General features: G+C 62.2%; 12 protein-coding genes and 1 pseudogene. 6 read left to right on the top strand and 7 right to left on the bottom strand.

Features of this window, described 5'->3' with window-relative positions:
* Positions 1–595: 595 nt before the first annotated feature.
* Entirely contained in the window at positions 596–1,357 is a 762-nt protein-coding gene (locus M2427_RS32880) for a phosphoribosylanthranilate isomerase (RefSeq protein WP_280710963.1), read from the bottom strand.
* A gap of 2,308 nt (positions 1,358–3,665) precedes the next feature.
* On the opposite strand from M2427_RS32880, the gene M2427_RS32875 reads away from it, so the two are divergent.
* Both M2427_RS32875 and M2427_RS32870 read left to right on the top strand, forming a co-directional pair.
* Positions 3,666–4,109: a hypothetical protein gene (locus M2427_RS32875; protein ID WP_280710962.1), complete on the top strand. Its 444-nt coding sequence runs from the start codon at positions 3,666–3,668 to the stop codon at positions 4,107–4,109.
* A 141-nt stretch (positions 4,110–4,250) separates the two neighbouring features.
* A pseudogene (locus M2427_RS32870) lies at positions 4,251–4,328 on the top strand (IS5/IS1182 family transposase); the annotation flags it as partial.
* 273 nt (positions 4,329–4,601) lie between these two features.
* Here the strand turns inward: M2427_RS32870 and M2427_RS32865 are convergent.
* From M2427_RS32865 to M2427_RS32855, 3 genes are read right to left on the bottom strand one after another with little or no spacing between them, the layout of a single operon-like run.
* Positions 4,602–5,627, bottom strand: coding sequence for an ABC transporter permease (locus M2427_RS32865; RefSeq protein WP_280710961.1), 1,026 nt, complete (start codon positions 5,625–5,627; stop codon positions 4,602–4,604).
* Complete coding sequence (locus tag M2427_RS32860; RefSeq protein WP_280710960.1) at positions 5,624–7,141, bottom strand: sugar ABC transporter ATP-binding protein; 1,518 nt, start codon at positions 7,139–7,141, stop codon at positions 5,624–5,626. The genes M2427_RS32865 and M2427_RS32860 overlap by 4 nt, the downstream gene beginning before the upstream one ends.
* A 30-nt stretch (positions 7,142–7,171) precedes the next feature.
* Positions 7,172–8,125: a sugar-binding protein gene (locus M2427_RS32855; RefSeq protein ID WP_280710959.1), complete on the bottom strand. Its 954-nt coding sequence runs from the start codon at positions 8,123–8,125 to the stop codon at positions 7,172–7,174.
* A 389-nt stretch (positions 8,126–8,514) separates the two neighbouring features.
* Here M2427_RS32855 and M2427_RS32850 point away from each other — a divergent pair, with 389 nt between their 5' ends.
* The 4 genes from M2427_RS32850 to M2427_RS32835 all read left to right on the top strand — a co-directional run bounded on the left by M2427_RS32850 (position 8,515) and on the right by M2427_RS32835 (position 12,562).
* Positions 8,515–8,922 (top strand): hypothetical protein, encoded by a 408-nt coding sequence (locus M2427_RS32850; protein ID WP_280710958.1) that lies wholly within the window; start codon positions 8,515–8,517, stop codon positions 8,920–8,922.
* 149 nt (positions 8,923–9,071) lie between these two features.
* On the top strand, positions 9,072–10,535 hold the full coding sequence (locus M2427_RS32845) for a GH1 family beta-glucosidase (RefSeq protein ID WP_280710957.1): 1,464 nt from the start codon (positions 9,072–9,074) through the stop codon (positions 10,533–10,535).
* A 156-nt stretch (positions 10,536–10,691) separates the two neighbouring features.
* Positions 10,692–11,924 carry an acetyl-CoA C-acetyltransferase gene (locus M2427_RS32840; RefSeq protein ID WP_280710956.1) on the top strand — a complete coding sequence of 411 codons (1,233 nt, stop codon included), beginning with the start codon at positions 10,692–10,694 and terminating at the stop codon, positions 11,922–11,924.
* 335 nt (positions 11,925–12,259) lie between these two features.
* Positions 12,260–12,562: an HU family DNA-binding protein gene (locus M2427_RS32835; protein WP_008139488.1), complete on the top strand. Its 303-nt coding sequence runs from the start codon at positions 12,260–12,262 to the stop codon at positions 12,560–12,562.
* Positions 12,563–12,638: 76 nt separating this feature from the next.
* On the opposite strand, the gene M2427_RS32830 is transcribed toward M2427_RS32835, so the two are convergent.
* The 3 genes from M2427_RS32830 to M2427_RS32820 are packed head-to-tail and all read right to left on the bottom strand — an operon-like array spanning position 12,639 to position 15,585.
* On the bottom strand, positions 12,639–12,794 hold the full coding sequence (locus M2427_RS32830) for a hypothetical protein (protein WP_280710955.1): 156 nt from the start codon (positions 12,792–12,794) through the stop codon (positions 12,639–12,641).
* A gap of 5 nt (positions 12,795–12,799) precedes the next feature.
* Entirely contained in the window at positions 12,800–15,193 is a 2,394-nt protein-coding gene (lon, locus tag M2427_RS32825) for an endopeptidase La (protein WP_280710954.1), read from the bottom strand.
* 8 nt (positions 15,194–15,201) lie between these two features.
* Entirely contained in the window at positions 15,202–15,585 is a 384-nt protein-coding gene (locus M2427_RS32820) for an Hsp20/alpha crystallin family protein (protein ID WP_280710953.1), read from the bottom strand.
* Positions 15,586–15,730: the final 145 nt, after the last annotated feature.

The raw sequence follows: 15,730 nt of genomic DNA, 5'->3' as shown, positions 1-15,730 counted from the left end.
CCTGGTCGGGTCATCTCTCGCAAGCGGACATCGCCGCGCTCTGGGCCGAGGTCAGCCACGGGCCAACAGCGGACATCAGCGGTGGGTGTCTCAGTTTAAAATTTTCAGACGGCTAGATCTTGATCGCCAACTACCCGGTGACATGGAGCCACAGGACGTACAGTAGGGTCCCGGCCGAACACCAAAGGATAAAATAGAAGATCAGTCTTAAAAGGTTGCTATCGCTGCTTCGATAATAAGAACGGTCCCGGTTGGATATCTGCCTCTCCTCTCGGATCAACTTGCGGGCAGCCCATACCAGAGCCCACGCTCCGACCATAAACCAAATTGGCAATAGCAGGGACAACCAAACCTCCGTTCAAACGTGAGATTGATCAGAGGTTGTAGATCATCATCATTCCCCCGGTCACCACGTTGACGGCGGATTGGTTGCCGAAATTTTAACCTCTCAACGCGACCAGACAATGGAGCGAGGTCAACCTTGGGTCATTCGCCTCGATCAAGAGTGACCGCGGTCGCGTCCGGTCTACGTCAAAGACCTGACGCCAAGGGGGAGTATCGGGGCGACGCCAAGGGCCGGAAAGAGAAGTGCAATTTAATTGCTCGTCGCAGCACGATAGAAGGCTTCGACCTTGCTTAGGTCTTTTGAGTGAGTGCCCTCTTGGTCGGTTCTTGTTTTTGAATCGACGCCGGCAGGCCGCACCGACCCTATAGCTCTTTTGACATTGTCTGGTCCGAGCCCGCCAGCAAGTATTACTGGGGTACGAACATTCTCCACTATCATCCGACCGATGCTCCAGTCGTGCGTCACGCCCTGAGCACCAATTTGCAGATCACCTATGCGATGACTGTCAAGCAGGATCCAGTCGACGATTTGATCGTATGCTTGCGCCACACTCACCGCCTCAGGTCCCGTGACAGGTACGCTACGCATGAATTTGACTTTTGGTAGAGACTTTCGGAGCGCCACGACGAGATCAGGCGTCAGCAATTCGGTTGATGCGCCGAGATGGACGATGGGCGGATCAAGCTCTCGTGCCATCCGTTCGATAAGGGCGATATCCGCCGAGAGAAACAGCGCGGAAAGTACGGATGGCGCCCGGACCATCTTCATAACGGTTGACGCCTTCTGAACCGAAAGCTCGCGGGGGAAGGCACCATCCCCTACGAGCACCCCAACATGATCCACGCCGATCGCCGATATTGCCTCGGCTTCCGCAGGTGTCGCGACTTCGTAAATTTGCGTCAGCATTGTCTTACACCAGAGCGGCCAGTCGAACCTTTGAATAACTGGGATGGTCAGGTGTTTGGTCAATGGCCGGTTTGGGTCAAAATGCGAAGAACTCAGGTTGAGCACATCTGCTCCGCTCTGTCCCAATGAGCGGACCTGCGACAGACGCGGCGCAGCTTCTCAGATGGGCCAACAACCGACCTTAGCTCGCCTCATCACGGGAAGGTCCCGATAGTAGAGAGCATACCCCCATGCACAGCGCTCCCGACAAAACGAGCGTCCACTCGCCGGCCGTCATGTACTGCCTCGTAAGTCTCGTTAACGAAAATAGCAGAAACCAGACGGTCGCCGCGCCAACTATTGCGCTCAGAGGTGCCCTTAGTTGCAAGGGGATGAAATGTGCGAGGTAACCGTCGATTGGCCCGGTGATAATCGAAACGATAAGCGAGAACAGGAAGGCATAGACGACGCCTTCCTCAGGAACTCTTCCTGCGGCCAGCTCAATCAAGACCGCCGATGCTACACAAAGCGCGGGTCCGAGTACCGAGAACACGAGAGTTCTCCTCACTGCCCCCACTCGCTGCGGACCGAAAGTCGTGTACGTCATGAGCAGCGCGAACGTGATCAATACGACAATTAGTATCGATATCACTGGCATCGGTGAGTCTCGCTGCAAACCCGCAGCCGACCGTACGCTGGTCGAGTCAATTGGACACTCGGTGAAATGCTAAAATTTGAGGAACAGGTCGGCTTCGGGTCATTCACGTTGATTTCGGCGCGTCGCCACTATGTCCAGTCTGGCCGCGACTGCTGACATGGCGGATGCCATTGCGATCATCGCCTTCGGGCCAGAGGCGGACCAGCATCACTATCCAAAACGCTCGTTGCATGGCGCTTTCCGCATCGTGGATATCTAGACTTAGAAAGTTGACCCACAGGTGATGCGGAGCGTGCCCCGCACAATTTGAATGTCAACGTTCCGCCCTATCGGCACGGAGTTTCGCCCGGTAGTGACCCAGGCCAATGCGACGCCATCGGGAATTTGTTTTTCGGACGCAGGTTCGCCAAAGTGGTCAATCAAGCTTTTTCTCGTGTCTTGGATCGCGTTCGGGCCGGCAGCAATCGGCGCTTGCACTTGCACGACTGCGTCCAATCCCCACACATGAGTGCATTGCACGCCGAAGAAGGGTGCTGCCAGAACGCCGGATGGCGTCAAGAGCCCAAGGATGAACGCGCATTTCGACAAGTGAGTTGCGATTACCAAAGCAAGACCTCTGAATTGGACTGCACCACGCTAAGGACAGCATAGCACGACTAAGTCCGTTTCGGGTCCAGGAGCGGCCGTTCGGTTTGAAGAGGGCATGGTTCGTCTGAGCAAGAAGGGCTGGTATCAGCAGCCAGTCCCAACGAGGTAGAAATGCTCCCCTAGCGGCGTCCCCGATGCGCCGCACATTCCAACCTCTGTATTCGCAACCCTCTCTTTCCACGCGGGCGATTGCTCCGACAAGGCTATTTCATCGCTCTCGTCGTAGACAACACCGTGGCCAGTTCCAAATCCACCCCAGTTCCACATCGCGAACCGAGGTTCGCCAGCAGACGGAAGGTTCGCCACATCCACGAGATAGCTCCGGCGCATGACTTGGAAATGGAGCCTCTCCCCAATGTCCATTGCGAGCGACCAAACGGTACCGGCATTAGCGATTGCGATAAGCGTGGCGAGTGGCAGTACTGACATCGAAATGGCTCGCCGCCAGTTATGGGCACGTGCTGAAAAAATCGCTAGACCTGAGGCGAGTAGCGCTGAGCAGGCCCACACCAGGAGCAGGATGGGCGCGCCCAAGAAGACCAGACCAAACGGTCCGCTCCAAAGGATGATCAAAATAGCCGGAAACAAAACGGCCCACGCAGTCGGCCACAGTTTGACGTGATCCATATTCGCACTTGTCATTCCAACAGTTCCGCTCACACCAGGAGGCACCGTAGCACGCTGCGGCAGCTGCGTCGGCTTCGGGTCATTCACCTCGATTTCGGCACGCCGCCACTATCCGGTCTGGCATCGACTGCTGACATGGCGGATGCCATTGAGATCTTCGCCTTCGGGCCAGAATCAGACTCAAGCAGCGGGGCAAAACGAACCGTTATTCGACCACGCTTTCAGTAATTGTAATCAACGTCGGCAGTGCCCTTGAGCCGGCGCCACTGCTCGTCTTAAGGTGGAAGAGCTTTGGATTTGCCGGTTGTTTCAGCGGGCCAGATCGATTGGCCAGGTGCGCCGGATCACGGCTTGAAGCAGATTGAGCCCAGCCAAGATTGAACCCTCAAGCGACCGCATGCTACCAAAAATGAACGGCGTCGGTGCGGGTTCATCTGCTTGAAGGGCATCTGGACCTGACGCCTGGCCCCGCGGCAGCAGGCACTCCTCGGAAAGACGGCGATGCGATTCAGTTGGACCAGCCTGATCCTGGCGCCGTTGTTGGTGCCGCTGATTTTCAGCGGTACGATGATCATTGTCCTGACCGGCGACCCGTTGCGGGCATTCCCGACTCTGCTGGGCGTGAGTTGCATCTTGTCTTATGGCGCCACGATTTTCCTTTTCCTGCCCTGCCTGTTCCTGCTCTCTTTGTCGCATCAGATGACTGGCGTTAAGGTCTGCCTGCTTGGATTTGTACTGGGCGCAGTGGTGATCTTGCCGCTGATATTGATTAGCTGGAGCGGCAGCGGTCCCCACTCTGGCCCCCCGTTCGTGAACTTCTTTGTATTCTTCCTGCGCTGGGCTGCCGATCCGATCACGGCGCTGTTTCCGCTCGCCGGGCTTGTGACGGCTGGGCTGTACTGGTGGCTGGCAAAGCGACAGACCGGGTCGGCACGCGTGCAGTGATGGCACCATTCCATGTCCGCTTAGGGTCATGAACGTCAAAACTCAAGGTGAGCATAATAGGTCTGCTTCCGGGTACATAGCGACCTGTTGAGCCTGACAGCCGAGCCATGATTCAAGCCACCCAACGGAAGGCGCCGAATCATGCGCTACGAACTCACGGACTACGAGTGGTTTGCCACTAAGCCGATGCTGCCGAATAAGCCGCGCGCTGGCCCGCGGTCCTGGCAAGTGATGCTCGGGTGAAGGCATTCGTTGCGTGGCTGTTGGACGAGGCCGCCGACTGCGTCCAATAGGGGGACCGCACAACAATCCCGATGATGCCAGCATACGCCTGTTTTGCCCGACGGGACAAGTGATATTCGGTTTTTAAGAAATCGCGTGATCGAGCAGCGGGCTCATTCGCGATGACCGGTCATTCCGCTCGCATCGCGCTTTAAGTCCTTGATTTAATTATCCGCGCCTACTGTGCATGGGGTTGTTTTGTGCCTTCCCTCACTCCACCTTCATCGGCTCGAGTGGGGCAGACGCAATGCTGGCAGCCTCACGGCCTTTGGCGGTGTTCACGCGTTGCCGCCGCTGGACGAGATACTGGTCGGCGAGCACGCCGATCAGGATCACCGCGCCCATGACGGCGAAGTTCAGCGAGCTCGGGATGCCCAGCAGATTGACCAGGTTCTGCAGCACCTGGAGCAGCACGGTGCCGAGCACGACGCCGACGATCGAGCCTTCGCCGCCGCGCAAGGAGCAGCCGCCGAGCACGGCCGCGGCGATGGCATAGAGCTCGTAGAACGAGCCGTGCACGGCCGGCGAGATCGAGCGGGTGTACATCGCGAACAGGATCGCGGCAAACGCGGTCAGTCCGCCGCAGATGACGTAGGCGGACACCATCACGCGCTCGGAGCGGATGCCGGAATAGCGCGCGGCCTCCTCGTTCTTGCCGACGGCGTAGAGATAGCGGCCGAACACCGAGCGGTGCAGCAGCACCCATGCAATTGCGGCGATGGCAATCAGCGCCACGATGCTGTGTGGCACCGGAAAGCCGAGCAGATTGGTGCGGCCGGCCGTCAGCCATTCCAGCGTGGGGAAGCTGGCGCCGAAGCCGAAGCCGGCGGTCGCGTCCTCGGTGTAATAGCGCGCCGCGCCGCGATAGATCAAAAGCCCGCACAGCGTCACCACGAACGGCTGGATGTGCATCCGCGTCACCAGCGTGCCGTGCACGAGGCCGATCACGAGGCCGCTCGCGATGACCGCGGCAAAGGCGAGGATCCAGTTGACGTCGTGATTGACGATGAGGTCGATGAAGAGAACGCCGAGCAGCGCGATCACCGATCCGACCGAGAGCTCGATCCCGCCGATGATGATGACGAAGGCCTCCGCGATCGAGAAGATGCCGAACATCCCGACCTGGTTCAGCGTATTGGAGAGGTTGCCAACGTAGAGGAAACGCGGATTGATGAAGGCCACGACCGCGCCGACGACGAGGATCAGGACCAGCAGGCTCAGATCTTTCTTGTTCAAGGCAACCTCATCTCAACCGCGTGGCCGACGGCCAACTGGAGCACGTTGTGTTCGCTGAACTGGCTGCGATCGAGGAAACCCGAGATCGCACCCTCGTGCATGACGGCGATCCGGTCGCTGACCCCGATCACCTCTTCCATGTCGCTCGAAATCATCAGGATGGCGACGCCGGAATCGGTCAGCCGGCGCAGCATCTCGTAGATCTCCTGCTTGGCGCCGACGTCGACGCCGCGCGTCGGCTCGTCGAAGATCAGCACCTTGGGCCGCATCGACAGCCATTTGGCCAATACGACCTTCTGCTGATTGCCGCCGGACAATGAGCCGACCGTGGTGGCAACATCAGGCGCGCGGATCTTGAGCTGCTCACGCTGGGCCCGCGCGTTCGTCGTCTCCAGTGCGGTGTTGACGAGCCATGCGCGCAGATAGGACGACAGATCCGGCAGCGAGATGTTTTCGGCAATCGACACGTCGAGCAGGAGGCCGCAGCCCTTGCGATCCTCCGGGATCAGATAGATGCCGTGGTCGATCGCCCCGCGCGGGCTCGTCACCCGGATGGCTTCGCCGTTCAGCTTGATCGCCCCCGCCTTGAGCGGTTCGACACCAAAGATCGCCCGCGCGAGCTCGGTGCGCCCGGAGCCGACGAGGCCGGCCAGCCCCAAGATCTCGCCGCGCCGAACGGAAAGGCTCACCGCGCGCTCCGGATAGGTGTCGGTGACGGCCTCGACGATGTCGAGCACGGCCTCGCCGGGCGGGGCGGCCGGCGGCACGTAGAGCGATTTGAGGTCGCGCCCGATCATCAGGCGGATCATCGCCGCGGGCGACAGCTCGGCGCGGGTGAGCGCGCCGACCATGCGCCCGTCGCGCAGCACGACCGCGCGGTCGGCGCATTGCATCACCTCGTTGAGGCGGTGGGTGATGAAGATGATGCTGACGCCATCGGCTTTCAGGGCCGCGATGACCCGCATCAGCCGGTCGGTCTCGGAAAGCGTCAGACTGGACGTCGGCTCGTCCATGATGACGAGGCGCGCATCGAGCGACAGCGCCTTCATGATCTCGACGAGCTGACGCTGGGCCAGCGACAGATCGGCGAGCGGTGCGTCCGGCGCGAAATCTGCTCCCAGCCGGTCCAGCAGCGGCTGCGTCCTGGCGTAAAGCGCCTTGCGGTCGATCAGCCGCAAGGGCCCGCCATGCACGGGCTCGCGGCCGATGAACACGTTGCCGGCGACGTCGAGATTGTCGAAGAGATTGAGCTCCTGATGGACGAAGGCGATGCCTGCGGCGATCGCCTCGGCCACCGTGAGCGCGCTTCGTTCGGTGCCGTCGACGCGAATGCTGCCGCCGCTCGGCTCGACCACGCCGCCGAGCACCTTCATCAGGGTCGACTTGCCGGCACCGTTCTCGCCGATCAGGGCGATCACCTCGCCCGGCGACACGGCAAGGCCGACGTGGTCCAGTGCGACCACGCCGGGATAGCTCTTGCTGATGTCGATGAGTTCGAGAAACGGCTCAGGCATTGACGGTTGCGGGCAACGCCCGCACGTCTCCTACTTCTTGAGCATCGTCTTCATCGAGCCCATGAAGTCGTCGACGTTGGCTTTGTCGATGACCTTGCCGGGCACGATGATGATGCCGCCTGCGGGCACGCCTGATTTGTCGCCCTCGATGTACTTCGCCATCAGCTTCATGCCCTGATAGCCCCACTCGAACGGCTGCTGCACGACGGTGCCGGCGATGGCGCCTTCCTTGACGCCGCCCAGCGTGATCGGATCCTCGTCAAAACCGATGATCTGGATCTTGCCGAGTTTGCCGGCCTCCTTCAGCACTTCGTAGATGCGCGGAGTGTTGTAGGAATAGAAGCCGACCAGGCAGCTCACGTCGGGCATGGCGGCGAGGATGTCCTCGACGTTGCGCTTGGCGCGGGTCTGATCGATCTCGTCGCCGCGAACGTCGACCAGCTCGACCTTCGAGCCCTTGATGGTCTCCTTGACGCCCTCGATGCGCTCGCGCGCGTTATCGGCGCCGGGCAGGCCGACGAAGCCGACGCACTTGCCGCCATTCGGCAACGCCTTGAGCATCAGCTTGCCGGCGTCCTTGCCGAGATCGACGTTGGACGAGCCGATATAGGCGATGCGCTTCGAGTTCGGCGCATCGCTGTCGGTGGTGAACAGCAGCGTCTGCGAGGCGATCTTGTTGAGGTGCTCGACCTGGTTCTTCGGATCGACCGCGCTGACCATGATGCCGGCGGCACCGGCGGCGACGAGGTCGTCCATCATGCGCTGCTGAACGGCAGCAGCGGCCTGTTCCGGATATTTGAGCTGAAGGTTGTAGTTGGGCAGCTCGCCCTGGGCCTTCTTCACGCCGGCTTCCGCGATCTTCCAGAAGTCGGACGCGCCGTTGACGACGAAGGCCAGAACCTTCTTGTCCGCCGCATTGGCCGAGCCGAGGCCCAGAGCCATTGCAAACGCGACAGATACACCTGCGATCAAGAGACGCTGCATTCCATCCTCCCCTTGTGCGGTCAGCCCTTCGTTGAAGGCCAACTCTGCTTGAGCCCGAATTGGGCACACGCCTCGTTCTCGCGGGTCGTGCAGGTCAGCCGCCGTCCGCATCCTTGCGGCAGGGGGCGGGTCACCGGCCGGCCCATGAGGTGAAATGAGGCGCGTACCTCATGATGTAGCAAAAGCACGCCGAGCGTGCAACAGGGGGCGAGGTTCGCGCGAAGTCGTCCGGAACTGCTCGCGTCGTGACGTTATCCTGAACAGCAACGCGGAACTTGAGTCCCGGCTGCGGAACTATCCCTCCGGATTGGCACGGGTCGCGTCCTTAAGTGGTTGTTAGCGCTGGCCGTGCGGATGATTGGCCTGGAAGGCCAGGAGAGACCGCTCCCATGCTGAAGGATGGTACCTACGCGGCGTGGTACAAGACGCCGTTCGACCAGGGCACCGGCATCGTGCATGTCGCGGACGGCCAGATCTGGGGCCGCGACAGCCTGATGACGTATCATGGTTCCTGCCAGGTCGATGGCGACCGCTTCACCGCGACCGTGACGACCAGGCGCCATACCGAAGGACGTGACACGGTCTTCGGCGTCTATGATGAACTGACGCTGGACATCGAAGGAACTTGCCCCGGCAAGGTTGCGACCTACACCGCGACGGCGGGGCAGGCGCAGGGAGTCGTCCTCCAGGGGACGCTTATTCTCGCAGAACAGCCGGTGACTGCACCTGAACGAACCGGAAAGGTCCCGCCATTCGATCCCGGCAGGCTTCCAAAGCTGCCGAAGCGCTCGCGCTGAGCGAAGGTGCCATCTCAGCATCGCCCGCATCGACCTGTCGCGGCACGGGTAGCAGAATTCTGCATCCTCAGATATCGGTGCCGGCGCTTCTCAAACCGCCTGCGCCCCGTCATTGTGCCGCCGCATCATCAATCTCGGGGCAGTATCAAATGTCGGACAAGGTCTCGCGTCGCCAGTTCGCGAAAATCGCGGGGCTGTCCACAGCCGGTGTCGCAAATCCTCTCGCGTTCGCCGAAGCCAAGCCGGCCGCCGCGCCGCAAGCCGCCGGCGGTTTCCCGGCAGGCTTCGTTTGGGGCACCGCCACCTCGTCCTATCAGGTCGAGGGCGCGGTCGAGGAAGATGGGCGAGGGGCCTCGATCTGGGACAAGTTCGTGCGTATCCCCGGCAAGATCGAGGACGGCACCAATGGCGATCGCGCTAATGAGCACTATCATCGTTACAAGGATGACATCGCACTCATCAAGGAGCTCGGCTGCAAGGCCTACCGCTTCTCGGTGGCCTGGCCGCGCGTGTTTCCTGACGGCGACGGCAAGCCCAATCCGAAAGGGCTCGACTTCTATCATCGTCTGGTCGACGAGCTCTTGAAGAACGGCATCGAGCCGTGGCTCACGCTTTATCATTGGGACCTGCCGCAATCGCTGCAGGATCGCTTCGGCGGCTGGCGCTCGAGCGAGACCTGCAAGATCTTCGGCGACTACGCGGCTTACGTGGCCGAGCACCTGACCGATCGCGTCAGGAACGTCTTCACGCTGAACGAGAGCGGCCGTTTCGTTTATTTCGGCTACGGCATCGGCATCGACGCGCCGGGTCTGACGCTGCCGCAGGCTGACGTGAACCAGATCAGGCATAACAGTGCGCTCGCGCATGGGCTCGCAGTGCAGGCGGTGCGCGCCCATGGCCGCCGCGGCACGCGCGTGGGACCAGCCGAGAACATCGATGCCTGCATTCCCGCGATCGACACGCCCGAGAACGTCCGCGCCGCGGAGATCGCGTTGCGCGAGCTGAACGCCGGCTATCTCAACGTCATCATGACCGGCCGCTACACCGACGCGTTCCTGAAATATGCAGGCGCCGACGCGCCGAAATACACCGACGCAGAGCTGAAGATCATCTCTTCGCCGGTCGACTTCCTCGGCCTCAACATCTACGCACCGCAGCATTATATCGTCGCGTCGGACCAGGGCGCGGGCTTCATGCCGCTGCCGATCCCGAAATCCTTTCCGCACATGAACTCGGACTGGCTGCGCGTCGGCCCCGAGACCATCTACTGGGTGCCGAAGCTTGCGGCAAAGATCTGGAAGACTGATGCGATCTACATCAGCGAGAACGGCACCTCCGGCGATGACCAGGTGACGCCGGACGGCAAGATCCACGACACCGACCGCATCATGTATCTACGCAACTATCTCGCCCAGCTTCAGCGCGCCACCGCGGAAGGCGTGCCGGTGCGCGGCTACTTCCTCTGGAGCCTGATGGACAATTTCGAATGGGTGTTCGGGCTCAACAAGCGCTTCGGGCTCTATCACGTCAATTTTGACACGCAGGTGCGCACTGCCAAGCTGAGCGCCAGCTTCTATCGCCACGTGATCGCGAAGAACGCCGTGGGGGCGTGACGGGTTCTTTCGTGTAGCGCCATGACGTTGTGGAGATTTTCGTGCGCTAACCGCCCAGCGGAAAATGCGGGCGAGGGACGTTATCACAGCGCATTGACTCCGCTCTCCCCCTGATTCAAAACCGTCCTCAACACTCATAACAAGAGGACAACGCCCATGACCGACGCGCTGATCATTGATGCCTGCCGCACTCCGCGCGGCGTCGGCAAGGCCGGAAAAGGTGCGCTGTCGGGCATCCATCCGCAGCAATTGGGCGCCACCGTGCTGCGCGCGCTCGCTGATCGCACCGGCATCAACACCGCCGATGTCGACGACATCGTCTGGGGCTGCAGCGCGCAGGTGGCGACGCAAAGCGGCGACCTCGGCCGCATGTCGGCGCTCGATGCCGGTTATGACGTTCGCGCCAGCGCGGTGACGCTGGACCGCTTCTGCGGCTCCGGAATCACCAGCGTCAACATGGCGGCCTCCTCGATCATGGCCGGCGCGGAAGACCTCGTCATCGCCGGCGGCTGCGAGATGATGTCGATGGAAGGACGCCGCGGCGGCGGTCCGATGATGATGGATAGTGGCAATCTGCGGCTTCGCGCGCGACATCCGCAGTCGCATCAGGGCGTCTGTGCCGATGCGATCGCGACGCTCGAAGGGATCACGCGGCAGGACGTCGATGCGCTTGGCCTCGAAAGCCAGAAGCGCGCGGCGCAAGCGATCGCCGGCGGCCATTTCAAAAGGAGCCTCGTGTCCGTTTATCGCGAGGACGGCAGCCTCGCGCTCGACCATGAAGAATATCCGCGGCCGCAGACCACCATGGAAGGCCTCGCGGCGTTGAAGCCTGCATTCCCTGCGATCGCCGACTATGCGCTGGACGACAAGGGCACGACCTATCGCGGCCTGATCCTGCAGAAATATCCTGATCTCGACATCGACTTCATGCACCACGCCGGCAATTCGTCCGGCGTCGTCGATGGCGCCGCCGCGATCCTTCTCGCGTCGCCATCTTACGCCAAGGCGCATGGCCTGAAGGCGCGTGCCCGTGTCGTTGCGATGGCGAACATGGGGGACTCGCCGACCCTGATGCTGAACGCGCCGGTGCCGGCGACGCGCAAGGTGCTGGCGAAGGCGGGCCTGACGATCGACGACATTGATCTGTTCGAAATCAACGAGGCCTTTGCGGTGGTTGCGGAAAAATATATCCGCGACCTCAAGCTCGACCGCGCCAAGGTCAACGTCAACGGCGGCTCGATCGCGCTCGGCCATCCCATCGGCGCAACCGGCTCGATTCTGATCGGCACCGTGCTCGATGAGTTGGAGCGGCGCGACCTCAAGCGCGGTCTCGTCACCATGTGTGCGGCTGGCGGTATGGCTCCGGCGGTCATCATCGAGCGCATCTAGCTCGCTGCAAGCCCCGTAAAACGCAGGGCGAGACGCCGCAGAGCGACGATCGAGCCTTATTTTCTAGGGTGAAACGCGCTCCTCCTCTCACAAAGATGCCGGTCGTCGCTTGTCGAAAGCATCGAATCAGCTTTAGCAAGGCTGTTTGCGGGCCTTTGAAACAAGGCAAAAACCGCTGCCTGAGGCTTCTTCCGCTCCGGAAGCCGCTAAAATGCAGGGGTTTTTGCCACAGGGGGCCAAAAAAGCCCGTAAAACCGCGACAAAACTGTGCAGAAGGCTATAGGCCTTCGCCGGTTGGTCTAATATGCAACCGGCAACGAATCAGAGGAGACACGATGCCAGCCCAAATGTCCAAATCGCAGTTGATCGAAAAGATTGCGACCGCCACCGAGCTTTCCAAGCGCGACGTCAAGAGCGTCATGGAGACGCTGACCGACGTCGGCCACAAGGAGCTCAAGAAGAACGGCCTGTTCCTGGTGCCGGGCTTCGCCAAGTTCGTGGTCATCAAGAAGCCCGCGACCAAGGCGCGCAAGGGCACCAACCCGTTCACGGGTGAAGAGATGATGTTCAAGGCCAAGCCGGCCCGGAAGATCGTCCGCGCCCGCCCGGTCAAGGCCGCCAAGGACGCTGTGGCCTGATAACGCAAAGGCCCCCTCGGTGAGAGGGGGCCTTTTGGTTTGAGTTAAGTGGCCGCGAGGGCTGAGGCGGAGGGGTTCAGCCCTTGCGGCGCTTCACCCGGACCGGGATCGGCTGAAGCCGCGGCTCGGGTGCCGCCAGCGCATCGCGCACCCGGTCGATGGCACGACCGAGCAGCTGGCGCAGCCGCTGCGTCTTGCGCGATCGCTTTGCTTCTTCCAGCAGTTTCTTCATCGCCTTCACTCCGCCGCTTCGACCTTGACGTCGGCCTTGACTTCCGCCGGCTCGAGCGCGGCGGCGATGGCCTCGTCGACGCGCTCCAGCCAGATGAATTCGAGCTTGTCCCGCGCGCTCTTCGGGATGTCGTCGTAGTCCCGCTTGTTGCGCGCCGGAAGCATCACCCGCTTCAGTCCGGCGGCGGCCGCAGCCACCACCTTCTCCTTGATGCCGCCGACCGGCAGCACCAGGCCGCGCAGCGAGATCTCGCCGGTCATCGCCGTGTCGCTCCTCACCGTGCGATTGGTGAGCAGTGACGTCAGCGCCGTGAACATCGCCACGCCCGCGCTCGGTCCGTCCTTCGGGGTTGCTCCCGCCGGCACGTGAACGTGGATGTCGTTCTTCTCGAACACCTGATGATCGATGCCGAGCTGCGAGGCCTTGCTCTTCACCAGCGTCAACGCTGCCTGCACGCTCTCGCGCATGACCTCGCCGAGCTGCCCGGTCAGGATCATGCCGCCGCGGCCGGGGACGCGCGAGGCCTCGATGAACAGGATGTCGCCGCCGACGGGCGTCCAGGCAAGGCCGGTGGCGACGCCGGGAATGCTGGTACGCTGCGCGATCTCGCCTTCGAAGCGCGGCTGTCCCAGGATGTCGCCGATGTCCTTCACCGTGATCACGACCTTCGCGGCCGTGCCTTCGGCGACCTGCACCGCGGCATGGCGGAACACCTTGCCGATCTCGCGCTCGAGGTTACGCACGCCGGCCTCGCGGGTGTAACCCTTGACGACCAGCCTTAGCGCCTCCGGATCGATCTCGGCCTGCTCTGCCGAAAGGCCATTGGCCTCGAGCTGGCGCCGCACCAGGTAGCGCCGCGCAATCTCCAGCTTCTCCTCCTCGGTGTAACCGGCGAGGCTGATCAGCTCCATGCGATCCAGCAGCGGACCCGGTATCTGGTCCAGCATGTTGGCGGTCGCGATGAACACCACGCGCGACAGGTCGAAGGGCACGCCCAGGTAATTGTCCCGGAACGTCCCGTTCTGCTCGGGGTCGAGCACCTCCAGCATGGCGGCGGAAGGGTCGCCCTGCACGCCACGGCCCATCTTGTCGATCTCGTCCAGCATCATGACGCAGTTGCGTGCGCCCGCTTTCTTGATGCCCTGGATGATGTTGCCGGGCAGCGCGCCGATATAGGTGCGCCGGTGACCGCGGATCTCGGCCTCGTCATGCACGCCGCCGAGGCTGACGCGCACGAAGGGGCGATCCATCGCGCGGGCGATGGATTGGCCGAGCGAGGTCTTGCCGACGCCGGGCGGGCCGACGAAGCACAGGATCGGCGCCTTGCCCTGCGGCGCCAGCTTGCGCACCGCCAGATATTCGATGATCCGGCTCTTGATCTTCTCCAGGCCGAAATGATCCGCATCCAGGATGCGACGTGCCTCCTTGATGTCGATCGGCTTCTCCGCCGGCAGCGCCCAGGGCAGCTCGATCAGCCAGTCCAGATAGGTGCGGACCATGCCGGCTTCACCGGCAGCCTCGGGCATGCGCTCGTAGCGGCGCAGCTCCTTCTTGGCGTGCGCGTCCGCTTCCGGCGGCATGCTGGCCTTGGCGATCGCAGCCGTCAGCTCGGCGACTTCGGCGGCCTTGCCGTCGCCTTCGCCCAGCTGCCGCTGAATGGTCGCCATCTGCTCGCGCAGGATCGCCTCGCGCTGCCGCTCGTCGAAAGAGGCCTTGGTCTTCTGGCCGATCTCGTTGGAGATGCGCAGCACCTCCAACCGCTCGGCCAGGTGCTTCGACACCTTCTCGACACGCAAGGTGAGGTCGATGGTCTCCAGCACCTCCTGCTTGTCCTGCGGCCTGATGTCCATGAATGAGGCCGCCAGATCGGCGAGCGCGCCGGGCGCGGTAGTGCTCTGGAACATCGCGACCAGCTCGGGCGGTGCCTGCGGCAGCAGCTCGATCGCCTCGATCGCCTGGCGCTGCAGATTCAGCGCCCGTGCCTCGATCTCTGGCGAAGACGTGGTCGGCTCCGGAATCTGCTGGAAGCGCGCAGCGAGGAACGGCGTCCCCGGCAGGAAGTCGAGGATACGCGCGCGCTGCACGCCCTGGCAGACGATATGATGCGTGCCATCGGGTGCGGTGATGTAGCGCACGATGTTGGCGATGGTCGCGACCTTGTAGACATCGTCCGGGCCGGGCTCATCGGTCTCGGGGCTGCGCTGCATGAGGATGCCGATCGGCCGCTGCTCGCGCAGCGCCTGCTGTGCGGCGGCGACGGATTTCGGCCGCGCGATCGCGATCGGCGCGATGGCGCCGGGGAACAGCACCATCTCGCGCACGGGGATGATGATCAGTGCGTCGTCGGGGATCTTCACGTCAGGATTGGTCTGTGCGGTATTCATTTGTTCGGTGGCCATGATCGACCTCAGGATTTGGCGAGGCGCAGTGCGACGCAGCCGTCCATCACGAAGCGGCTGATGGCGTAGCGGCCAAGGGGCAACGAAATGCGGCGCTCAAAACGCCCCTGCGGCAGCTCGAGCCGGTGGATGCGGGCGTTGCGAAGCTCCGGCGGCAGCGTTCGCTGGCCGGAGATGACCAGCACCCCGTCATGGATGACGGTCTCGACATTGTCCGGATTGACGCCGGGAAGCGCGACCAGGATCAAAAGCTCATGCTCGGTCTCGAGCACGTCGATCGGCGGTTCCCAGCAGGCGTCCTGGCGGCCGAACTGCTGCCGCATGCGTTCGCCGCGGGTCAGCTGGTCGAGGGCCTCGGACAGCATCCAGTCGAAGGGATTTTTGGGTGGCATGGCAAAACTCGGCGAAGGCGCTGCGGTTCGAAAACCGGGATATGGTGATGGTTCCCGCAAATTCCAGCATCGCGCGTTCGGAGCATGCCTGCCTCTCCACGGAGAGGAGGGCCTTGCCGTCAGACGCGTCGGCGCCGCGGAAGAT

The sequence above is a fragment of the Bradyrhizobium sp. BR13661 genome (genome assembly GCF_029892425.1).
Classification (GTDB): Bacteria; Pseudomonadota; Alphaproteobacteria; order Rhizobiales; family Xanthobacteraceae; genus Bradyrhizobium.
This window is presented reverse-complemented; position numbering and strand designations above follow the sequence as displayed.